General features: G+C 73.7%; 21 protein-coding genes. 11 read left to right on the forward strand and 10 right to left on the reverse strand.

What is annotated here, in order from left to right:
* Window positions 1-16: 16 nt before the first annotated feature.
* Both AB0B97_RS15035 and AB0B97_RS15040 read right to left on the reverse strand, forming a co-directional pair.
* The gene (locus tag AB0B97_RS15035) at window positions 17-685 is read right to left on the reverse strand and encodes a response regulator transcription factor (protein WP_234581547.1); all 669 of its coding nucleotides are present in this window, start codon (window positions 683-685) and stop codon (window positions 17-19) included.
* Complete coding sequence (locus tag AB0B97_RS15040) at window positions 682-1,839, reverse strand: sensor histidine kinase (RefSeq protein ID WP_357493932.1); 1,158 nt, start codon at window positions 1,837-1,839, stop codon at window positions 682-684. Before AB0B97_RS15040 ends, AB0B97_RS15035 begins: the two co-directional genes overlap by 4 nt.
* 169 nt (window positions 1,840-2,008) lie before the next feature.
* Between AB0B97_RS15040 and AB0B97_RS15045 the strand changes: the two genes are divergently transcribed.
* Genes AB0B97_RS15045 through AB0B97_RS15055 form a run of 3 tightly spaced genes read left to right on the forward strand, consistent with a single transcriptional unit; the run spans window position 2,009 to window position 6,207 of the window.
* Window positions 2,009-2,761, forward strand: a complete 753-nt coding sequence (locus AB0B97_RS15045) for an ABC transporter ATP-binding protein (protein WP_357493934.1) — start codon at window positions 2,009-2,011, stop codon at window positions 2,759-2,761.
* On the forward strand, window positions 2,755-5,184 hold the full coding sequence (locus AB0B97_RS15050; RefSeq protein ID WP_357493936.1) for an ABC transporter permease: 2,430 nt from the start codon (window positions 2,755-2,757) through the stop codon (window positions 5,182-5,184). Before AB0B97_RS15045 ends, AB0B97_RS15050 begins: the two co-directional genes overlap by 7 nt.
* A 42-nt stretch (window positions 5,185-5,226) precedes the next feature.
* The gene (locus tag AB0B97_RS15055; RefSeq protein WP_357493938.1) at window positions 5,227-6,207 is read left to right on the forward strand and encodes a hypothetical protein; all 981 of its coding nucleotides are present in this window, start codon (window positions 5,227-5,229) and stop codon (window positions 6,205-6,207) included.
* Here AB0B97_RS15055 and AB0B97_RS15060 read toward each other — a convergent pair whose 3' ends face one another.
* From AB0B97_RS15060 to AB0B97_RS15075, 4 genes are read right to left on the reverse strand one after another with little or no spacing between them, the layout of a single operon-like run.
* Window positions 6,208-6,771 (reverse strand): heme-binding protein, encoded by a 564-nt coding sequence (locus AB0B97_RS15060; protein ID WP_357493940.1) that lies wholly within the window; start codon window positions 6,769-6,771, stop codon window positions 6,208-6,210.
* A 31-nt stretch (window positions 6,772-6,802) separates the two neighbouring features.
* Window positions 6,803-7,540, reverse strand: coding sequence for a hypothetical protein (locus AB0B97_RS15065; RefSeq protein WP_357493942.1), 738 nt, complete (start codon window positions 7,538-7,540; stop codon window positions 6,803-6,805).
* A 2-nt stretch (window positions 7,541-7,542) separates the two neighbouring features.
* Complete coding sequence (locus tag AB0B97_RS15070) at window positions 7,543-8,340, reverse strand: ABC transporter permease (RefSeq protein ID WP_357493944.1); 798 nt, start codon at window positions 8,338-8,340, stop codon at window positions 7,543-7,545.
* A complete protein-coding gene (locus AB0B97_RS15075) occupies window positions 8,337-9,233 on the reverse strand; it encodes an ATP-binding cassette domain-containing protein (protein ID WP_357493946.1) in 897 nt (298 codons plus the stop codon). The genes AB0B97_RS15070 and AB0B97_RS15075 overlap by 4 nt, the downstream gene beginning before the upstream one ends.
* A 132-nt stretch (window positions 9,234-9,365) precedes the next feature.
* Here AB0B97_RS15075 and AB0B97_RS15080 point away from each other — a divergent pair, with 132 nt between their 5' ends.
* From AB0B97_RS15080 to AB0B97_RS15090, 3 genes are all read left to right on the forward strand, one after another.
* Window positions 9,366-10,625: a histidine kinase gene (locus AB0B97_RS15080; protein ID WP_357493948.1), complete on the forward strand. Its 1,260-nt coding sequence runs from the start codon at window positions 9,366-9,368 to the stop codon at window positions 10,623-10,625.
* Window positions 10,613-11,326 (forward strand): response regulator transcription factor, encoded by a 714-nt coding sequence (locus AB0B97_RS15085; RefSeq protein WP_357493950.1) that lies wholly within the window; start codon window positions 10,613-10,615, stop codon window positions 11,324-11,326. The genes AB0B97_RS15080 and AB0B97_RS15085 overlap by 13 nt, the downstream gene beginning before the upstream one ends.
* A gap of 126 nt (window positions 11,327-11,452) precedes the next feature.
* The gene (locus tag AB0B97_RS15090) at window positions 11,453-11,944 is read left to right on the forward strand and encodes a hypothetical protein (RefSeq protein ID WP_234581537.1); all 492 of its coding nucleotides are present in this window, start codon (window positions 11,453-11,455) and stop codon (window positions 11,942-11,944) included.
* 100 nt (window positions 11,945-12,044) lie between these two features.
* On the opposite strand, the gene AB0B97_RS15095 is transcribed toward AB0B97_RS15090, so the two are convergent.
* A complete protein-coding gene (locus tag AB0B97_RS15095; RefSeq protein WP_234581536.1) occupies window positions 12,045-12,833 on the reverse strand; it encodes a D-Ala-D-Ala carboxypeptidase family metallohydrolase in 789 nt (262 codons plus the stop codon).
* 305 nt (window positions 12,834-13,138) lie between these two features.
* On the opposite strand from AB0B97_RS15095, the gene AB0B97_RS15100 reads away from it, so the two are divergent.
* Entirely contained in the window at window positions 13,139-13,777 is a 639-nt protein-coding gene (locus tag AB0B97_RS15100; protein ID WP_234581535.1) for a DUF6642 family protein, read from the forward strand.
* A gap of 87 nt (window positions 13,778-13,864) precedes the next feature.
* Window positions 13,865-14,329 (forward strand): PPOX class F420-dependent oxidoreductase, encoded by a 465-nt coding sequence (locus tag AB0B97_RS15105; protein WP_357493953.1) that lies wholly within the window; start codon window positions 13,865-13,867, stop codon window positions 14,327-14,329.
* Between the two features lie 216 nt (window positions 14,330-14,545).
* Here the strand turns inward: AB0B97_RS15105 and AB0B97_RS15110 are convergent, their stop codons facing one another.
* Window positions 14,546-15,187: an NAD(P)H-binding protein gene (locus AB0B97_RS15110; protein ID WP_234581533.1), complete on the reverse strand. Its 642-nt coding sequence runs from the start codon at window positions 15,185-15,187 to the stop codon at window positions 14,546-14,548.
* A gap of 53 nt (window positions 15,188-15,240) precedes the next feature.
* Window positions 15,241-16,473: a serine hydrolase domain-containing protein gene (locus tag AB0B97_RS15115; RefSeq protein WP_357493955.1), complete on the reverse strand. Its 1,233-nt coding sequence runs from the start codon at window positions 16,471-16,473 to the stop codon at window positions 15,241-15,243.
* A 95-nt stretch (window positions 16,474-16,568) separates the two neighbouring features.
* On the opposite strand from AB0B97_RS15115, the gene AB0B97_RS15120 reads away from it, so the two are divergent.
* The 3 genes from AB0B97_RS15120 to AB0B97_RS15130 all read left to right on the forward strand — a co-directional run bounded on the left by AB0B97_RS15120 (window position 16,569) and on the right by AB0B97_RS15130 (window position 18,749).
* Entirely contained in the window at window positions 16,569-17,162 is a 594-nt protein-coding gene (locus tag AB0B97_RS15120; protein ID WP_234581531.1) for a pentapeptide repeat-containing protein, read from the forward strand.
* A 189-nt stretch (window positions 17,163-17,351) separates the two neighbouring features.
* On the forward strand, window positions 17,352-18,320 hold the full coding sequence (locus AB0B97_RS15125) for a hypothetical protein (RefSeq protein WP_357493958.1): 969 nt from the start codon (window positions 17,352-17,354) through the stop codon (window positions 18,318-18,320).
* A 99-nt stretch (window positions 18,321-18,419) separates the two neighbouring features.
* Entirely contained in the window at window positions 18,420-18,749 is a 330-nt protein-coding gene (locus AB0B97_RS15130; protein ID WP_357493960.1) for a hypothetical protein, read from the forward strand.
* A gap of 38 nt (window positions 18,750-18,787) precedes the next feature.
* Here AB0B97_RS15130 and dacB read toward each other — a convergent pair whose 3' ends face one another.
* Window positions 18,788-20,371: a D-alanyl-D-alanine carboxypeptidase/D-alanyl-D-alanine-endopeptidase gene (gene dacB / locus AB0B97_RS15135; protein WP_357493962.1), complete on the reverse strand. Its 1,584-nt coding sequence runs from the start codon at window positions 20,369-20,371 to the stop codon at window positions 18,788-18,790.
* Window positions 20,372-20,415: the final 44 nt, after the last annotated feature.

Genomic DNA, 20,415 nt, shown 5'->3' on the forward strand with positions numbered 1-20,415 from the left:
TGCACGGCCGACCGGCTCAGCGTAGGCCGCCCGGCCCCACCAGGCCCGTCTCGTACGCGACGATGACCAGTTGCGCCCGGTCACGGACCGCCAGCTTGGTCAGCAGCCGCCCGACGTGTGTCTTGACGGTGGCCTGGCTGAGGTTGAGGTGCGCGGCCAACTCCGCGTTGGACAGGCCCCGGGCGATCAGCGCCAGCACCTCCCGTTCCCGGTCGGTCACCCCGTCGAGCTGTCGGGGCAGCGGCCGGGTCGGCTCCGGCTGGCGGGCGAACTCGTCGATCAGTCGGCGGGTCACCGTCGGCGCGAGCAGCCCCTCCCCGGCGGCGACCACCCGGATCCCGGTCAGCAGGTCCGCCGGTGGGGTGTCCTTGAGCAGGAACCCGCTGGCTCCGGCGCGCAGCGCGCCGTAGACGTACTCGTCGAGGTCGAACGTGGTCAGGATGATGACCCGGGTGCCGGCCGTCGCCGGGTCGGCGCAGATCCGCCGGGTCGCCTCGATGCCGTCCATCTCCGGCATCCGGACGTCCATCAGCACCACGTCCGGCAGGTGCTGCCCGGTCAACGCGACGGCCTGCACGCCGGTGCCCGCCTCGCCGACAGTGGTGCAGTCCGGGCTGAGGTCGACAAGCAGCCGGAAACTGCCGCGCAGCAGCGCCTGGTCGTCGGCGATCAGGACGCGGATCACGCGGCCACCCGGTAGGGCAGGCTGGCCGTCACCGCGAAGCCACCGTCGGAGCGTGGGCCGGCACGGAACTCCCCGCCGTGCAACGCCACCCGTTCCCGCATCCCGATCAACCCGTGCCCCTCCCCGCCGAGCAGGACCGGACGCTGGCCGTCGTCGGTCACCTCCACCCGCACCTCGTCGGGCAGAACGGTAACCGTGGCCCGGCACGCCGCCGGCGCCGCGTGCTTCACCACGTTCGTGACCGCCTCCTGCACGATCCGGTACACCGCGAGGCCCACCGACTCCGGCACCGCGCCGACCGGCTCCTCCCGCCGCACGTCGAGCCGCACGTCGACGCCGCCGATCGCCGCCTGCCGGGCGAGGACCGGCAACTCGTCCAGCCCGGGCGTCGGCGCGTACGGGCTGTCCGCGCGCAGGACGCCGAGCACGCGACGCACATCGGTCAGCGCGGTGCGGCCGGTCTCCTCGATGACCCGGAGCGCGGCGCCCGCCTCGCGGGGGTCGGCCTCGGCGACGTGGTTGGCGACGGCAGCCTTTACCACGATGAGGCTCAGCGTGTGCGCGACCACGTCGTGCAGCTCGCGCGCCACCCGCAACCGCTCCTCGGTGGCGGCCTGACGGACCAGCTGGTCGCTCTGCCGGGTGGCGAGGGCGCGTCGCTCCCGGATCAGCCAACCGATCACCCAGGCCGGCGCGACCATGACCGTGGCGTAGACGACCGCCCCGGTCCGCGACCAGAGGTCACCCGCGGTCAGCACCAGGGCGACGCTCACCAGAGCGAGACAACCGGCGGCGCAGAGCAGCGACCGGCGCGTGGTGGTCGACACGGCCACCGTGTAGAAGGACAGGCTGATGGCCACTGCCGGCGCGGCCGCGGCGAAGTTGGGGATCACGCCAGTGATCAGGGCGACGGTGGTGACCGCGCTGATCGCCACGGCGACGGGGATCGGCCACCGTCGCCGGGCGGCCAGCGGCAGCCCGATGGCCATCCCGACGAGCACCGACACCCAGAGCGGTTCGTCCACGCCCCCGTGCAGCGGCGACTCCAGCGCCGCGTACGGGCAGAGCAGCCCACCGACCGCCACGGCGAGCACGGCGTCCACGATGTACAGGTCCACCGGCCGCAGCCGCCGGGTCAGCAGGAGAGCTGTCACCTGTCAGACCGTATCGGCGGGGCGGCCCGGCCGCGTCCACCCGTGGGTGGTCATCCCCGAGGACGACCCGGTGGGGTTCGCGCGCCGTCGACTCCGCCCAGGGGAGGGCCGGAAAGTGCCCGCCCCGGCACGACGCGCCGCACCCCCCGTGTTCGGCACCGTGACGGTCATGACCACAGACACGGTGACCCTGACGGGGCTGCGGACGGTGTACGGCACCGGAGACCGGCGGGTGACAGCGCTCGACGGCGTGACCACCAGCTTCGCGGGCGGCACGTTCACGGCGGTGATGGGCCCCTCGGGCTCGGGAAAGTCCACCCTGCTGCACTGCGCGGCGGGGCTGGACCGCCCGACCGAGGGGGTCGTCACGATCGACGGCGTCCGCCTCGACGACCTCGGCGAGGACGAGCTGACCCGGCTGCGGCGCGACCGGATCGGTTTCGTGTTCCAGGCGTTCAACCTGGTGTCCACGTTGACCGCCGCGCAGAACGTCGAGCTGCCGTCGCGCCTGGCCCGCCGCCGCCCGCCGGCCGCGGACGTCGCCGCCGCCCTCGACGCGGTCGGACTCGCCGACCGGGCCGGGCACCGGCCGAGTGAGCTGTCCGGCGGGGAGCAGCAGCGTGTCGCAGTGGCCCGCGCGTTGATCACCCGTCCGGCCGTGGTGTTCGCCGACGAGCCGACCGGGGCGCTGGACAGCTCGGCGTCCCGGCAGGTGCTCCGGCTGCTGCGGGCGCTCGTCGACGACCACGGGCAGACAGTGGTGATGGTGACCCACGATCCCGCCGCCGCCGCGTACGCCGATCGGGTCCTCCTGCTCGCCGACGGTCGCGTCGTCGACGAGCTGACCGGCCCGATCACCGCCGCTGCCGTCGCCGCCCGGATCGCCGAGCGGGAAACCGTTCCGGCGGAGTCGTCGTGCTGAGCGTCCGGCGGTCGGCCAGCGCGTTCGTGGCCGTCGCCATCGGGGTCGCGCTCGTCGCGGCGGCCACCCTCCTCCTCGCCTCCGGGCGTCCGCAGGTGCCGGACCGGTTGGCGCGGGCGGCGGTCGTGGTGCAGAGCCCCGAGGCGGGCGCGTCGGCCGACGCCTTCGTGCCGACCCGGCCCTGGTCCGCCACGGCGACCGCGGGACTCGTCGGCCGGCTGGCAGCGCTGCCCGGTGTCGCCACCGTGGTGCCGGACCGGACCTTCTACGCCCAGCCCCTCGTCGACGGTCGGCCCGTGGCCGCCGACACCCGACGGGAGGACGCCCACCAGGGGCACGGCTGGTCCAGCGCCCAGCTCGGTGGGCTGCGCCGCACGGCCGGCGAGCCGCCCCGCAGACCCGGCGAGGTCGTCGTCGACCGCGCGCTCGGGCTGCGGACCGGCGCACCGGTCACCCTGCTGACCGCCGCCGGTCCGGAGGCGTACACCGTCACCGGTCTGGTCGACGGGCCCGGCGTCCTTGTCGCGGACGAGGTCGCCGCCGCGCTCGCGCCCGGTGTCCGGGCCATCGGGCTGATGCTCGCGCCGGGAGCCGACCCCGAGCGGGTCGCCACGGCGGCGCGCGGAGTCGTCGGCGGCGACGGACAGGTGCTCACCGGTGCCGCCCGTGGTGCGCTGGAACCGCGCGGCGACGCCCGTACCCGGTGGATCGGCATGCAGGTGCTCACCGCCACGGCGGCCCTCGCCGGCTTCGTCACGGTGTTCGTGGTCGCCTCCACCTTCGCGTTCACCATCGCGCAGCGCCGCCGCGAGCTGGGCCTGCTGCGCGCCGTCGGCGCGACCGGACGTCAGGTCCGCCGCATGGTGTACGCGGAGGCGCTCGCCGTCGGCGCCGCAGCCGGGCTCGTCGGCCTGCTGGTCGGCGCGGCGCTCGCCCCGCTGCTGGGTCGGCTGCTCGTCGACGTCGGCTACGAACCGTCGACCTTCCGGGTCCGCTATGAACTCTGGCCGGTCGCGGTCTCGTTCGCCGCCGGGCCGGTGATCGCGCTGCTGGCCGTCTGGTCGGCGTCCCGCCGAGCGGCGCGGGTCCGCCCGCTGGAGGCGTTGCGCGAGGCCGCTGTGGAACAGCGCCCGATCGGGCGGGTTCGCGTCGCCGTCGGGGCGCTCCTCGTCGCGGCGGGGCTCGCCCTCAGTGTCGCAACGGCGACCGCCGACGAGGCCCGGATCGCCGCGCAGTACGCCCTGTACGCGGTGATGGCGCTGGTGGCCGGTGCCACAGTGCTCGCCCCGGCGGTGGTCGGGCCGGTCGTACGGCTGCTGCGGTCGCCGCTGCGTGGGCCCGGAGGCGCGATCGGAATGCTGGTCCGGGGCGGGGCGTTGACCGCGACCCGGCGGACCGCCGCCATCGCCGCGCCGGTGCTGCTCACCGTCGCGTTCGCGGTGCTGGTGTCCGGGATGGTGCGCACCACCACCGCCGCCTACGCGGCTGGTCGGGCCGACAACGTCAACGCCGGCTGGATCATGGTGCCCGACCGGGCACCCGGACTGTCGGACCGGGCCGTCGCCGCGACAGGTGGCACCGCCCTCCTGCCGACCACCGTCTACCGCACCGATACCGGGAAATTGCCTGCGGACCGGCCGCTGACCGCGCTCGGCGTGGAGCCGGCCGGCTTCGCCGCCGCGAACCGGGCGCTGACCGTCGTCGCCGGCTCGCTCGACGACCTGCGCGGTGACGACACGGTGGTGGTCACCGAAGCGGCGAACCTGCGGCCGTCCGAGGCGTACGCGGTGGTCTTCGCGGACGGGACGTCGGTGTCGCTGCGCGTCGTCGCCGTGGTCAGCGACACCTCGATCCCCGGCGACCTGCTCGTGCCCCGGGCCGTGGTGCGTACGCACGACCCGTCGGCGCTCACGTCCACTGTGTACGTCCCGGACCGGATCGACCCTCCGGCCGGCGCGCGGGTCGTCGACGTCGCCACCTGGGCGGCCGAGGCGGACGCCGCCGAGGACCGTCTCGTCTGGCTCTTCACGTTGCTGCTCATCGGGGTGTCCGCCGGCTACGGCGCCATCGCGGTGGCCAACACGCTGCTGCTGGCCGCTGCCGGCCGCGCCGCCGACCTGCGGCTGATCCGGTTGGCCGGGGCGACCCGACGGCAGGTCCTCTGGCTGGTCACGGCCGAGTCGGCAGTGGTGGTCCTGATCGGCGCGCTGCTGGGTGGGGCTGTCGCGTTCGTCGGTCTGCTGAGCATCCGCGCCGGTCTCGCCGACCAGGTGGGTGCCCCCGTCGACCTGGTGGTGCCGTGGTCGGTGGTCGCCGGTGTGGTGGGGCTGTGCCTGCTGCTCGCGGCGCTGGCGAGCGCGTTGCCGACGTGGCGGATGATGCGGCACCGTCCCGCGCGGTCGCCGGTCGGCCTCGTCGGATGACCGCGGCCCCCGTGACGGCGATCGGGCGGCTACCGTCGACGGATGCGATTCGCGCGCCCGGTCGGGCTGCTCCTGGCTGCCGCAGCCGTGCTGATCTGGGCGGTCGGCATGGCGGTGTGGCAGCCGTTGACCGAGCCGATCGGCCCGTGGTCGGAGCGGCTGCCGGGCAACAACGCCTACTGGGCACGGGATCTGCGGTTCGTGGCGATCGTCGCGATCGTGCTCGGGTTGCTGCTGGCGGGCCGGGGGCAGCTCCGGTGGGGCGCTCCGGCGGTCGTGCTCGGTGGGCTCTGGATCGCGGCCGACGTGGCGATCGACCGGGCGGACCCGGCCGGCACGGGGTCGACGGTCCTGCTCGCCGTCTACGGTGCGGCGGCGCTCGGCGTGCTGGCGGCCGTCCTGGTGTGGCGGGATCGGGGCCGGCCCCCCACCACCGACCGGCGGGTGTTGACCGGCGCGGCCTGCGTGGCCGGGGTGCTGGCGGTGGTGGCGGCCGGCATCGAGTCACCTACCGACCGGGAGCCGGAGCTGACGCCGGCGGCCTTCGCCACCGGCGTGCTCCTGGTCGCCCTGACCGTCGTCGTCGCCCTGGCGGCGGCACCGGCCCGCACCCGGGGCCGCCGCCTGCTGGCCGTCGGGCTCGGCGCGGTCGCCATCGGCGGTGTCGCGCTGGTCCGGGCGGTCCCGCCCGGCCCGCGCATCCTGCCGATGATCGCGCTCGGCGCGGTGCTGCTCACCGGCGTCACCCTGCTGGCGTGGGACTGGCCGGGCGGTCGACCGGTCTGGCGGCAGCACGCGCTCGCCGGTCTCGCCGCGCTGGTGGGCCCGGTGCCGATGCTGCTGGTCGCGGCCGTCGCCATGATGGTGCTGCTCCCGGTCGGCGCGACGTTCACCGCGCTGGCCGGCAACAGCCCGATCAACTCCGCCGACTCGGACCTGCTGCTCTCGCTGGCCGGGCTGCTCGCCGGGCTGGGAATGGGGCTGCTGCTGGCCTGGCCGACGGTCGACAACCGTCGCCGCTAGCTACTCCACGACGGGCAGCACGACCTCGTTGCGGCGCAGGAACCACGGCTTCCACGGCGGGTCGAAGCGCGCGTACCGGATCGCGCCGGTCGGTTGCAGCCCGGCCGCGGTCACCGACCGGCCGAGCATGGTGGCCCGCTGACTGAACGCCTGCTCGGTCCACCGCCCGGAGAACCGCATCGCCGCCGCCAGGCGTGCCGGGACCTCGTGGACGCGCACCCGGGTGTCCACCGGCTCGGGCAGGGTGGCGGTGGTGAAGGTGGCCGGCATGACGAACTGGATCAGGTAAGCCCCCGGCCGCTCGCCCTCGATCTGGACCACCGGCACGGTCATGGCGATCTTCTCCGAGTCGCCGGCCGCCGACATCGGCGGCCCGGCCGAGCCGATCGGGTGTCGGGCCCGGTTGGCGCCGCCGAGGTAGGCGGCCAGCGGCCGGAACGCCTCGATCGGGGCCCGGGTGAACGACGCCTGGATCTGCATCTCGGCCACCAGGTGAGCCGGGTAGCGGCGCAGCTCGAAGCCGGGGTGTCGGGACACCACCCGGTACGGCTGCTGCTCGGTCATCGCGCGCTCCCAGGATCTCCTGGGACAGACGCTACCGTCCCTTCGGCTCCTGCTCGGCCGAAGTCGGTTGTCCCGCACCGGGGACGGCGGTCCGCCAGTACTGGCGTTTGCCCTCGTCGCGCAGCACCACCCCGAGTCGTCCCAGCTCCCGTCGCAGCTCCCGGGCGTCGTCGCGGCGGTCCCGCTCGATCGCGCGCTCCCTCGCGCGCAGCAGCGCGTCCGCGCCGGCGGGCAGACCGGGCAGGTCGGGCACCCACAGCCGGTACGCCGACCGGTGGGGATCGTCGTCCGCCCAGGCCCAGCCGTGCGCCCGGAACGCGGCGGCGAGCCGGGCGGCGGGCAGGTCCGTCGACTCCCGCACCAGTTCCGCCCCGTCGGCGTCGAGCAGCACCAGGTGCTTGTCGGCGAGGAAGACGACCCGGGTGTCGGCCCGTGCGACGGTCCGGTTCTCATCGGCGCGGCGCAGCCGGACCTGCGCCGCGTCGACGCTGACGATCAGTCGTTCGGCGGTGCCGATCCCGGCGAGGACCAGGCCGGCGAGGGTGCCCACGGCGATCGTGCCGGCGGTGGCCTGCGGCTGGGGCAGCCGGTCCAGCCACTCGACGAGGTCGCTGAACGGCACCCAGGGCAGCCGGGCGAGCCAGCCTGTCGTCGCCGCGAGGAGCCATCCGGCGCCCGCGCCGAGCAGCGGGAAACCACCCCAGAGGACCGCCAGTTCCAGCGGGCCGCCGCTGACGGTGGTGCGCGGACGGTGACCGGCCAGGTCCATGGTCAGGACACCTCGCGGCGCAGCGTCCGGACCAGGCCGACGGCCAGCGGCAGGACCATCCAGACGAGCAGGGACACCGCCAGACGGCCCCACTGCCCACCGGTGAGCGCGTCGCCGCTGAACAGCGGTTCCATGGTCCGGTTGGTGTCCAGCCAGCCGGATGGGCCGCGCAGGGGTCGGACCATCTCGCCGAGCACCGCCCACAGGGTGGGCAGCAGCAGATAACCGACGATCGCCAACGGCGGATTGAGCAGCAACAGACCGAAGGCCGCACCCATCAGCACGCTGGCGACCTGGAGGATCGCCGCGTTCAGCAGCAGCGACCAGTCGAACTGCCAGGTGCCCGCGCCGCCGGTGGCGGACGCCACGAGCGTGCCGACGGCGGCGACGGCCAGGCTGGCCAGCACCGAGGCGAGCGCGGTGAGCACGACGGCGTTCAGCTTCGCGCTGATCACCCGCTCGCGGCGGGGCACCAGGGCGTACGTGGTGAGGGCGGTGCGTTGCGACCACTCGCTGGTGATCGACAGGATGCCCAGCACCGGCAGCAGCACCGACACCGGCAGCAGCGAGGGGCCGAAGAAGTCGAGGAAGGTCTGGTCGGCGTCCTTCGCGTAGATCAGCTGGAGGGTGACGATCGCGGCGGTGACCAGGCCGATGGTGATCAGCAGCCAACGGCCGGCCCGGGTGTCGACGAGCTTGCGCAGTTCCACGGCGGTGAGCCGGAGCAGCGACGGACGGCGTACCGCCGTGTGCTGCCGGGGCGCGACGGGCCCGGCGGCGGGCGCGGTGGTGGTGGTCATCGGACGGCCTCCTTGGTGGACTCGCCGGCGGTGAGGGTGAGGAAGAGTTGTTCGAGGCCACCGCTGCCGGCCGGGCGCAGCTCGGCCAGCGCGACGCCCGCGTCCGCGGCGGCCTGGCCGACCGTCTCGGCGTCGGCCTGCACGAGCAGACCGTCGGTGCCGTCGGTGGCGCTGAGACCCGCCGTGTCCAGTGCCCGGCGCAACGCCGCGCCGTCGCGGGCCCGCACGAGCGAGCCGCCCCCGGCGAGCAGGTCGTTCTTGTCGCCCTGGGCCACGATCCGGCCGCCCCCGATCACCACCAGCCGGTCCGCGACCGCCTCCACCTCGCGCAGCAGGTGGGAGGAGAGCAGCACGGTGCCGCCCCGGTCGGCGAAGTCGCGCAGCAGGCCGCGCATCCAGAAGATCCCCTCCGGGTCCAGGCCGTTGGCCGGCTCGTCGAGGATCAACACCCGGGGGTCACCGAGCAGCGCCTGCGCCAGGCCGAGCCGCTGGCGCATCCCCAGCGAGTACGCCCGGACCCGACGCTTCGCGGCCACCGCGTTCAACCCGACCAGGTCGAGCTTCGCGGCGACCTCGCGCTTGTCCAGACCCATGGTGTACGCGGACAGCGTCAACGCCTCGCGGCCGGTGCGCCCGGCGTGCTGGGCGGAGGCGTCCAGCAGCACCCCGACCTCCCGCCCCGGGTTGGGCAGGTCCCGGTAGGGGCGCCCCGAGACGGTGGCCCGGCCGGCCGTCGGCGCGGTGAGGCCGCAGATCATCCGCATGGTGGTCGACTTGCCGGCGCCGTTGGGGCCGAGGAAGCCGGTGACCGTGCCCGGTTCGCACTGGAACGACACGTCGTCCACCGCCGGGTGTGGCCCGTATCGCTTGGTGAGGTTCTCCACGGTGATCATGCCGACGAGCGTGCCCGCGCCACCCGGCCATCCGCTGCGGCCGCGGGTCGGTGTCGCACCGACCTTGGTCGACGCTCCGGTCGATACTTTGGTAGCTGGTTGCCGGTGCCCGTTGCTGCCTAGCATGGGCGCGTGACCAGCCTCGCCGTCCCGGAACATCCCTGGCTGCTGCCAGGGGAGCTGGTCGTGCCGGGCGAACGCGAACGTGACCGGGCACATCCGCGCCGCACCACCCGTGACTGGATCGTGGACAGCCTCGCGTTCCTGGCCGGGCTGCTCTGGGTGTTGTTCGCCACCGTGGACGCCCTGTCGCCCTCCCCGGAGACGGCGATTCCGCTGCCGCACGACTGGATGGTCGGTGTGGACGCGCTGCTCGGGCTGGCCTCCTGCGGGCTGCTGTGGGTGCGGCGGCGGTGGCCGCTCGGGTTGGCGGTGGCCACCCTGCCGTTGAGCGCGTTCTCGTTGGCCGCGGCCGTCCCGCTGCTGATTCTGTACTTCACCGTCGTGGTGCACCGCCGCACCGCCGTCGCGATCGCGTTCACCGGGGCCGGCCTCGTCACCAACCTGATCTTCAGTTGGGCGCGTCCGGACCCGAACTGGCCGTACTGGGCCACCGTGTCGTGGGGCGTGGTGATCACGGTCGCCGTGCTGGCCTGGGGGATGTTCGTTCGGGCCCGGCGACAGTTGATCGTGTCGCTGCGGGAGCGGGCCGAGCGGGCCGAGGCCGAGCAGCAGTTGCGGGTCGCCCAGGCCCGACACCTCGAACGCACCCGCATCGCCCGGGAGATGCACGACGTGCTGGCCCACCGGATCTCGCTGCTGAGCCTGCACGCGGGCGCGTTGGAGTTCCGCCCCGACGCGCCGGCCGACGAGGTCGCCCGGGCCGCCGGGGTGATCCGGGGCAGCGCACACGCCGCCCTGCAGGACCTGCGGGAGGTCATCGGTGTGCTCCGCGCCGACGGCGACAACACCGGCGACGCCCCCGAGCCGCCGCAGCCCACCCTCGCCGACCTGCCCGCCCTGATCGAGGAGTCGCGCGCGGCCGGGGTGCGGGTGAACCTCACCGACAGCGTCGTCGCGCCCGGGGCCGTGCCGGCGGCGCTGGGGCGGGCGGCGTACCGGATCGTGCAGGAGGGCCTGACCAACGCCCGCAAGCACGCGGCCGGTGCGGCCGTCACCGTGGACGTGGCCGGTGGCCCGGGCACCGGGCTGACCGTGGCGATCTCCAACCGGTGGCCGCTGGGCACGCCGGCCGGGGGCGAACTGCCGGGCGCCGGCACCGGGCTGGTCGGCATCACCGAGCGGGTCACCCTGGCCGGAGGCCGGTTGGCGCACGGGCGGGACGAGGCCGGCGACTTCCGGCTGGCCGCCTGGCTGCCGTGGCCGGCGTGACCGGGCCGTCCGGCGGGGCCGGGGAGGCCACCGCGCCGGTGCGGGTGCTGATCGTGGACGACGACGCGCTGGTCCGGGCGGGCCTCTCGATGATCCTCGGCGGTCTGGCGGACCTGCGGGTGGTGGGTGAGGCTGCCGACGGCGGCGAGGTTCCGGCGGCGGTCGCCGCGTACGCGCCGGACGTGGTCCTGATGGACATCCGGATGCCCCGGGTGGACGGGCTCACCGCCACCGAGGCGCTGCGCGCGCGACCGAACCCGCCGGAGGTGCTGGTGCTGACCACCTTCGACGCCGACGAGCAGGTGCTGCGGGCGCTGCGCGCCGGCGCGGCCGGTTTCCTGCTCAAGGACACCCCTCCGGCGGACATCGTGCACGCGGTACGCCGGGTGGCCGCGGGGGAGGCGACGCTCTCCCCGACGGTGACCCGCACGCTGATCGACCACGTGACCGCCGCCGTCCCGGGTCTGGCCGGCCCGGATCCGCGTCGCGAGCGGGCGCTGCGGCTGCTCGACGGGCTCAGCGAGCGGGAGCGTCAGGTGGCGGTGGCGCTGGGGCGGGGCCGCACCAACGCGGAGATCGCGGGGGAGTTGTTCATGAGCGTGGCGACGGTGAAGGCGTACGTCTCCCGGCTGCTCACCCGGCTCGATCTCAACAACCGGGTCCAGGTGGCCCTGCTGGTGCACGACGCGGACCTCGTCTGAGCGCGCGTTAGGGGGACGGTTAGGGGGCGGGGGATTGAACTTTCGTCCGATGCCGGCCGTACCACTGCCCGAGGATGTCGGTGCGGTGGGTCCGCCGTACCGCTGCCGAACTGCGGGAGGCCTGCCGTGCGTGTTGGTGAGCAGTCGACGGATCCCATCGACCAGGTGCTGGGTGAGGTGCCGCTGCCGGCACAACTGACACCCGAGGATGTCCGGCTCGCGGTCCGGGCGGTGGTCGTGCACACCGCCGAGGAGTGGCCGACCGGGCCGTTGTGTCGCAACGACGGCGCCTCCTACCCGTGCCGACTGCACCGGTGGGGGCGTCGGGTTCTTGAGACACACGGGCTCAACGAGCGCCAGATCGAGGCGTTGATCCAGCACGGCAACCCCTTCGTGCACGTGCCCTTCCCGTTCACCGCGACCGGGCCGTCGTCCGCGCGTCCCACCGGCGCCCGGCCGGCGGCGACCGCCGGCTATCCGGCGCCGGCTCCCGGCCGCGCCGGGCTCCCGGCGCGACACCAGGCCGCGCGCGTCACCCCTGCGGGGGTACGACAGGCCTCTGCCGGCCGGCCGGTGACTCCCCCCGTCACCGCGCCGCGCTGGCCCCGGGCCAGCTGAGCGGCGCCACCCCCGCCCGCCCTGTCCGGGGCGACACGACGTCGGCCCGACGCGGAGATTCCCCACCCGCGCCGGGCCGACGTCACACCGGCCGGTTCGTTCAGTCGTTACCGGCGCCGACGCCGCAGTCCGGCGCGGACCAGCTCGTCGTGTTCGAGCTGTGGTCGCTGTTGTTCTCGCGCCGCGAGTCGACGTGCACGTGGTCGTCGTGGTCGGGGTAGCCCGGCCCGTAGATCCCGCTGAAGCCGTTGTCACGGGCGTCCTTGGCCACCCGGCACAGCGAGGACGTCCGCGAGGTGACGTCGGCGGCGTTGCCGTACAGGTGCTGGCTGTCCGAGGCGCCACCGACCTGGTTGTTGCAGGCGCGACTGCGGAAGCCACTCGACACGTTCAGCGGCTTGTCGCCGAGGCTCTTGCGCAGCGCCTCCAATTTCCACATGGTGCGCAGCGCGTTCTGCTTCGTCTGGTTCGCCGACAGGGGGCCGCCGCTCCAGCCGCTGCCGCCGCAGCCGTTGTCCAACTCGCTGTAGGTGAAGTGCGCGGGCGTGCAGTCGTTGTCCTGGAGCTGGTACAGCTTCGCGTAGGTCTGCGGTCCCGCGACGCCGTCGGCGCGCAGTCCGTACGCCTGCTGGAACCGCTTGACCGCGGCGGCGGTCTTCGGTCCGTAGCGACCGTCGTTCTCGACGATGTCCCGGTAGCCGGCCCAGCCGGCGACCCGGATCTGCAGCTGACGGACGTCGTCGCCGGAGCGCCCCTGGTAGAGGTTGCGGTTCCAGGTGTAGCAGCCGTCCGCGTACGCTGCCGGCGCGGCGACCACCGACGCGATCGCTGCCCCGGGCAGTGCCAGGGCGAAAGCGACAGCAACTCGCTTCAAGGTGTTTACGCGCACAGAAGTCCTCCCGATAGGAGAGCGAATGGGGTTGCTTCGGGACATCGACCGGGACGTCCCGTGATTTCCACCCTCGCACTGATCGGTGCGCTAGGCGGCAATTAACGAGAATTGTCCTCACGATTCGTTGTTCCTGGGCATCGGCTGTGAATTCGACTGATTTGCGAAACAGCCATTTCCCCCGGATCGGCCCGGTGGCGCAAGAACTGCACCGAACGTCGCATTCGGCCACACCCAGGGTGATGTTCCTCGCCCGGCGGGGGCCGGTAACGTCAGCCCCGGGCGGCGGACTGGCGGAGGTGCACGTGGCACGCGGTGGCGTCTTCTGTGTCGAGGGTCAGTGGCACCGCGACCTCAACGAACGCGGTTCCGTGCTGCCCACCCTCGAACTGCTGGAGCGGCTGGGCAAGATCCGCTTCATCCACAAGGACGCGGCCACCCGCGACGAGCTGTTCTACTTCCTGGACCGCTGGCTGCTCAAGCAGTACGCCGACCACCGTGTCGGCTTCTTCGCCATGCACGGCGAGCCCAGCCGGCTCTGCCTCACCGACTGGCAGTCGGTGGAGCTGAACGAGGTGGCCGAGCTGATGGCCGGCCGCTGCGAGGGGCGCCGGCTCTATTTCGGCAGCTGTTCGGTCCTGCGCGCGTCGGACGCGGTGCTGCGCGAGTTCCTGGAGGTCACCGGGGCCGCCCTGATCTGCGGTTTCACCCGGGACGTCGACTGGGTCGAATCGGCGGCCTTCGAAACCGTCCTGCTCGACGTGCTGGCCAACGGGCAGCGGCACAACGCCGCCGAACTGCGGATGGGCTCCGCGCACTGGGCACCGCTGGCCTCGTACCTCGGCTTTCGGGTGATCTATGCCAACGGCCGGGCCTGGCGCCCGGCCGGCCGGCCCCGCGTACCCACCCAGGCGGTGCCCCGCGCCGCCACCGGCCCCCGCTGACCCGCCGACCCGCTGACCCGCCGACCCGCCCTGCTGACCCGCCGCCCTGCCGCCGCTGGTTCGTGGCCGCCCTGGTAGGACTGAGTGATGGCGCCCAGCATCGCGAAGAACACCCGGGTCGACCGGGACGCCCTGCTCGACTTCCTCCGGCCTCGGCACCGTGTCGTGCTGATGACCACCCGGGCCGACGGCCGCCCGCAGTCCTCCCCGGTCTCCGCCGGCATCGACGGCCAGGGTCGGCTCGTCGTGTCCACCTACCCCGAGCGGGCGAAGGTCACCAACATCCGCCGTGACCCCCGGGTCTCGGCCTGCGTGCTGTCCGACGACTGGAACGGCCCCTGGGTGCAGCTCGACGGCACCGCCGAGGTGCTGGACCTGCCCGAGGCGCTGGAGCCGCTGGTCGAGTACTTCCGCAGCATCTCCGGCGAGCACCCGGACTGGGACGACTACCGGGCGGCCATGGTGCGCCAGGGCAAGTCGCTGATCCGGGTCACCATCGACGCCTGGGGCCCGATCGCCACCGGCGGCTTCCCGGCCCGCCTCGCCGACTGAGCGCGCCTTCCCGGTCGGCGGCGGCGACGGCCACCCCAGGTCCGCCGGCGTCCGAACCTCCGAGCGCGCCCGCACCCGCCGGGTGGGTTGGCGTCCTGTCGAGCTGCCCCAGATATGGGGCGGGCTGCGCGCTGTCCTCTGCGGTTGGTTGCCCCACAGCTGGGGCAGCTCGACAGGGCGCGAAGGGGAGGTAGGTTCCTCGGCCTCGACCGGCGGTCAGTACGCCGCGGTGAAGCGCGTGTTGACGTACCGGGGCTGCTCGATCTCGTCGACGATCGCGACCGCCAGGTCCTCGTAGGTGAGCACCGACCGGCCCTGGTCGTCGGTGACCGGTTCGTCGGTGCCGGTGCGGTAGTGCCCGGTGCGGTCGCCGGGGTGGAACTCCAACGGCGGCGGGGAGACGTAGGTCCAGCTCACCCCGTCGGCGGCGGTGCGGTAGTAGTCCAGGGCGTCGGCCTGGCCCAGCGCCGCGTCCCGATACTGCTCCGGGAAGTCCGGCTCGTCGAGGATGCGGGTGCCACGCGGCGTGAGCAGCGTCGACCCGCCGCCCAGGTGGATGATCCGGGGTGCGGCCGGCATCGACCGCAGCGTGGTCACCAGGTTCTCCGCGGCGCTGCGCCACAGCCCGCGCTCGCCGCCGCCGATCGCCACCACCAGCGCGTCCGCCTCCGGCGCCAGCTCCCGGACACTGCGCTCGCTGGTGGCGTCGCCGGTGACCGTCCGTACCCCGGCCGGCAGGTACGAGGTGGCCTCCGGGCGGCGGACGGCGGCGATCACCCGGTGCCCACGGTCGGCCGCCTCGGCGGTGACCCGCGACCCGGCGGTGCCGCCCGCGCCAAACACGACGATGGTGCTCACCAGCCCAGGCTAGGGACCGGGCCGCCCGCCCGTCGGCGGAACGCCGATCCCGGTCAGTCGACGAGAGCGGCGTACACGAGCTGGCGCAGCTGGGAGCGCAGCGGGTACGTGCTCGACGGCATGAGCTGGGTGAACAGCAGCGCGGTGATCTCCTCGGCCGGGTCGACCCAGAACGCCGTGCTGGCGACCCCACCCCAGTAGTACTCGCCGACGCTGCTCGGCACCCGACTCGGGACCGGGTCCTCGACCACCGCGAAGCCGAGGCCGAAGCCGATCCCGTCGAGGGTGGTCTCGGCGAAGCCGCCGGTGGACAGGGTGCCCAGATCCTGCCCGCCGGGCAGGTGGTTGCGGGTCATGAAACGCACCGTGCGCGGCCCGAGCAGGCGTACGCCGCCCAGCTCCCCGCCGCGCAGCAGCATCTGCGTGAACCGGTGGTAGTCGGCGGCACTGGAGATCAGGCCACCGCCCCCGGAGAGCAGGCCGGGCTTGTGGTGCGCGAGCGTGCCGAGCCGGTCGTAGCGGACCGCCCGCCCGCTCCGCGGATCCGGTGCGTAGAGCGCGGCCAGCCGCTCGGCCTCGTCGCCCTCGACCCACCAGCGGGTGTCGGTCATCCCCAGCGGGCCGAAGATCCGGTCGGCGAAGAAGGCGTCCAGGCTCTGCCCCGAGACGACCTCGACCAGCCGACCGAGCACGTCCGTGGCGACCGAGTAGCCCCAGGCCGTGCCGGGCTCAAAGAGCAGGGGCAGCTCGCCGAAGGCCGCGCAGGCGCCTGCCAGGTCGACGTCCGCCGGCGGGTACAGGTCGTAGCCGGCCGCCCGGTAGATCCCGTCGACCACCGAGGTCTGCATGAAGCCGTACGTCAGGCCGGCGGTGTGGGTGAGCAGGTGCCAGACCCGGATCGGCTCGGTCGCCGGCACGGTGTACGGCTTGAGGGCCGAGCCCTTCGAGTAGACCCGCACGTCGGCGAACTCGGGCAGCCAGCGGCTGATCTCGTCGGTCAGCTCGAAGCGGCCCTCCTCCCACAGCATCATGGCCGCGACCGAGGTGACGGGCTTGGTCATCGAATAGATCCGCCAGAGCGTGTCCGCTTCGACCGGGGCGCCCGACTCGCGATCCCGCAGGCCGTACGTCGAGGAGTGCGCCACCTCGCCGCGCCGGGTGACCACCACCTGCCAGCCCGCCAACCGGCCGTCGTCGACGTACGCGCCGAAGTGCTCGTCGATCCGCGACAGCCGCGCCGGGTCGAAGCCGATCTGATCGGGGTCCTTGCTCCGCGCCACACTCACGTCGCCGAACCTACTCGCCGGTACTCCGCCACCGGAAGGGGCTGCCCCCACCGGGCCGTCGGTGGGGCGTCGGTGGGCGGCACTAGCCTGGCCGGATGCCGGAGTTGACCGAGGACAAGACCTTCCGCCACGAGGACTGGTACGCCGAGGAGCTGACCGACCGCCAGTTCGTGGCGTGCGAGTTCTTCGACGTGGACCTGACCGAGGCGGTCACCCGGGGGGCGGTCTTCACCGGCTGCACGTTCGGCAACGTGCAGTTCAACGCTTCCCGACATCTCGACTCGGCGTTCACCCGCTGCGTCTTTCGGCGCTGCAACTTCTTCGAGGCCGAGTTCACCGGCTGCAAGCTGGTCGGGAGCAGCTTCGTCCAGTGCGAGCTTCGTCCGTTGCGGGTCGACGGCGGCGACTGGTCGTTCGTCGCGCTGCCCGGGGCGGACCTGCGCGCCGCCTGGCTGAGCGGCGTACGGATGCGCGAGGCCGACCTCACCGGGGCCAACCTGACCGGTGCCACGGTGACCGGGGTCGACCTCTCCGGGGCGCAGCTGCACAACTGCCGTCTCGGCGGCGCCGACCTGCGGCGCAGCGACCTCACGGCGCTGGATCCGACGTCCGTCGAACGGGCCGGTGCCATCGTGGACGCCGAGCAGGCCCTCGTCATCGCGCAGGCGCTCGGCTTCCGGATCGGCTGACCCGGGGTAGCTCCCGGTCGATCGACCGCGGGATCGCCGGCTGTCCCATACCGTCCCGATCCGGACTGGACACGCCAGCCTGTCCCGATTTAGCGTGTCGTCCACGCCTGTGCAAACGTGAAGCGACCCACAGTGGACGGTCGATCCCGTCGCGTGCGGTGGTGGCCGGGCGGCGGACTGGAGGGGTCGGTGGCGGACGAGGACCGTACGCGGGCGGATTCGCGGGCCGGGGACGAGTCGACCGGCCGACCGCCGTCGCACCGGCCGCGGAGCATCGCCCTCGGGCTGAGCCACCGGACGCTGCGCCGGCTCGCCCGTGCCCGACAGCGACGGCGCTGGGCGCTGGAAGGGCTCGGCGCGGTCGTCTGCCTCGCGATGCTCGTCGCGTACCTCGGCACCCGGTCCGGCCCGGAATCGGGCGATGGTCCGGTCGGCGGCTCGGGGGGCGTGCCCGCCGGAGCCACCCGACCGACAGCCCTTCCGGCCGCCGACGGGCACGCCACCGATGCCGGGCCGGCGCTGCCCGGGCTGCGCCCCCGGGAGCGTCCGCCCTCGCCCGACCCGCCGCCGCCGTCGACGAGCGCGCCCGCTCCGCCGCCGAAGAAGCCGGAGGAGTCGCTGCTGTCGGTGAGCCGCGCCGAGGTCCCCGCCGAGGTCGACCTCACCGCTGTGGGCACCCGCGACTGGATGCACTGGGGGCTGCGCGGCGGCAAGTCGACAGTGCGCAAGCGCTCCGGCTCCGGGGAGATCGTCGACGGTGGTGGGAAGGGCGCCCGGGTCGGCTGGGACGGCAACCAGGAGGTCGTCCGCTGGTCCGACGGCGCACCCGAGCGGTGGGACCGTGGCAGTTCCGACGGCGTCTACACCTGTGGCGTGGGTAACGGGTTCACCCTGACGGTCGCCGGCAGCGGGGCGCCGCGCACCGTGCAGCTCTACGCCGGGATCTGGATGGCACGGGGTCGGTTGGACGCCCGCCTGTCCACCGGTGGGCCGGTCCGCACCGTACGCCTGGAGGATCCGTACACCAGCCAGAGCGCCCAGTTCACCATCCGGTTCGAGCTGCCGAAGAACGCCCGGTTGGTGCTGACCTGGACCGTCGAGAAGGTCTTCACCGAGCATTGCGGCAACGTCGGCCTCCAGGCCGTCGCGCTGCGCTGAGCCTTCGAGGTGGCGGGACAGTTTGTCCGTCGCGCTCGGTCGACGGCGACGTAACTTTCTGCTGTCCCCGTCTCACCTTCCACTGTGGAGTAAGCGCAGATGAGCAGCAGTACCGCCCACCGCGTCCGTCCCGCCGTTTCCTCCGGCGCCGATGAGCTGCCCGGCGAGGTGCTCCGCGACATTCCCCTGCCGCCGTACGTGACGGGCGAGGACGCCCAGTTCGCGGTGCGCGCGGTGGTGGTGCACGCGCCCCGGCGCTGGTCCGGCGGGGTCGTCTGTCGCAACGACGCCAGCCCACACCCGTGCCGGCTGCACCGTTGGGGCACCCGGGTGCTGGCGCTGCGTGGCCTGCGGGCCGCCGAGATCGCCGCGCTCATCGAGCGCGGCGACCCCGCGGCGGTGCCCCCCACACCGAACCGTCCGGCCTGACCCCACCGCCGGGGCTGCGCCGGTTTCCGGCCCCCCGGTCAGCAGGTGATCGGCTTGACCCAGGAGCACTCCACGCCCTCGGGCGTACGCGGCGTCTCCGGCACCGCGGGCGGCGCGACCCGTGCCGCGCTCACGCCGTCATTCCGATGGCTGGCCAGCGCCACGGCGATCTGGTCCTCCAGTGGCTTGACCGACGCCGTCAGGTAGTTGTTCAGCAGGATGGAGAACGCCAGCAGGTGGCCGTCCGCGCTGGTGACGTAGCCGGACAGCCCGGAGACGCCGGTGAGGCTGCCGGTCTTGGCGTGTACGTTGCCCGCCGCCGGAGTGCCGGCCATGCGGCTGCGCAGCGTGCCGCCGACGAACCGTTCCGGCTGTCCGGCGATGGGCAGCGCCGCGTACCAGGTGGGGAACCAGGGCTCCGCCCGGACGGCGGCCAGCAGGTCGACGAACTCCGTGGCCGGCACCAGGTTGCGCCGGGACAGGCCGGAGCCGTCGCGCTGGCGCAGCGTTCCGGTGTCCATCCCGGTGTCGGCGACGTACTCGCTGATCGCGGTGAGGCCGGCGGACCAGGTGCCGGCGCCGGAGAGCACCCGGCCGATCTCCTTGGTCAGGACCTCGGCGTGCCCGTTGTTGGAGAGCTTGAGGAACGGCGTCATCAGCTCACCGAGGCTCATCGAGTCGTGTCGGGCCACCGGGTGGGCCGTCTCCGGGGTGGGCTGGCCGAGCACCGTCCGGCCGAGCACCCGTACGCCGTGCCGGTGCAGCGCCGCCCGGAAGACGTCCGCCGCGTAGCCGGTGGGCTCCCAGACGGTCACCCAGTCGCTGGCGGGCTCGTCGCCGACGGCGATCTGACCGGTCACCACTATCGTGTTGCCGCCGTGTTCGCGTTCGATGGAGATCGAGGTCTCGCCCTCGCTGACCGTCTCGGCGCGGTTGTCGATGTGGACGTAGCCGGTGGGCGGCGTGGTGGTGACCACCGGCCGGGCGCCGGCCCGGTCGGCGGGCGCGGCGTGCACGATCACGGTGCCCGCGTCGTAGTCGGTGTCCGGCGCGACGGTCAGCGCGGAGACCTGCGCGGCGTAGTAGTAGGGCTCGTCGTCCCAGGTCCAGTCGGGGCCCAGCCGGGTGCGGTCGTAGCGGGTGTCGTCGGCGATCAGGTTGCCGGTCACGACCCGGACGCCGTCGGCGGCGACCTGCGCGGCCAGGGCGTCGTAGTCGGCCGCGAGCATGGTCGGATCACCGCCGCCCCGCAGGTACAGATTGCCGGAGAGCAGCCCGGCGCGGCGCTTGCCGGTGGTGTGGACGTCGGTGCTGAAGTGGTGCCCGGGGCCGAGCAGTTCCAGGGCGGCGGTCGAGGTCAGCAACTTGGTGTTGGAGGCCGGGACCAGTCGCCGGTCGCCGTTGCGGTCGTAGAGCGTCTGCCCGGTGCTGGTGTCGACGACGACCACCGACGTCTGTGCGCCGGCCAGCCGGCTGTCGGCGAGGATCGTGTCGATGGTGGCGCGCAGTCGGGTCGTCGCGGGAGTGGGCGACTCGGCGGTGGCGCCGGACGCGCCGACGGTGGCCGTGGTGACGGCCAGCGCGAGCAGCGCGACAGCGCGCGGAAAGAGACGACGATGCATGCGCCGATGCTGTCACGAAGGTAATCGCCAGGAAAGGGCCTGGG

It is taken from the genome of Micromonospora sp. NPDC049004 (genome assembly GCF_040649315.1).
GTDB lineage: Bacteria > Actinomycetota > Actinomycetes > Mycobacteriales > Micromonosporaceae > Micromonospora.

Coding starts and splice junctions, on each gene's coding strand:
- AB0B97_RS15045 (WP_357493934.1), top strand. CDS start 2,009: ATGACCACAGACACGGTGACCCTGACGGGGCTGCGGACGGTGTACGGC.
- AB0B97_RS15055 (WP_357493938.1), top strand. CDS start 5,227: ATGCGATTCGCGCGCCCGGTCGGGCTGCTCCTGGCTGCCGCAGCCGTG.
- AB0B97_RS15060 (WP_357493940.1), bottom strand. CDS start 6,771: ATGACCGAGCAGCAGCCGTACCGGGTGGTGTCCCGACACCCCGGCTTC.
- AB0B97_RS15065 (WP_357493942.1), bottom strand. CDS start 7,540: ATGGACCTGGCCGGTCACCGTCCGCGCACCACCGTCAGCGGCGGCCCG.
- AB0B97_RS15070 (WP_357493944.1), bottom strand. CDS start 8,340: ATGACCACCACCACCGCGCCCGCCGCCGGGCCCGTCGCGCCCCGGCAG.
- AB0B97_RS15075 (WP_357493946.1), bottom strand. CDS start 9,233: ATGATCACCGTGGAGAACCTCACCAAGCGATACGGGCCACACCCGGCG.
- AB0B97_RS15105 (WP_357493953.1), top strand. CDS start 13,865: ATGGCGCCCAGCATCGCGAAGAACACCCGGGTCGACCGGGACGCCCTG.
- AB0B97_RS15120 (WP_234581531.1), top strand. CDS start 16,569: ATGCCGGAGTTGACCGAGGACAAGACCTTCCGCCACGAGGACTGGTAC.
- AB0B97_RS15130 (WP_357493960.1), top strand. CDS start 18,420: ATGAGCAGCAGTACCGCCCACCGCGTCCGTCCCGCCGTTTCCTCCGGC.
- dacB (WP_357493962.1), bottom strand. CDS start 20,371: ATGCATCGTCGTCTCTTTCCGCGCGCTGTCGCGCTGCTCGCGCTGGCC.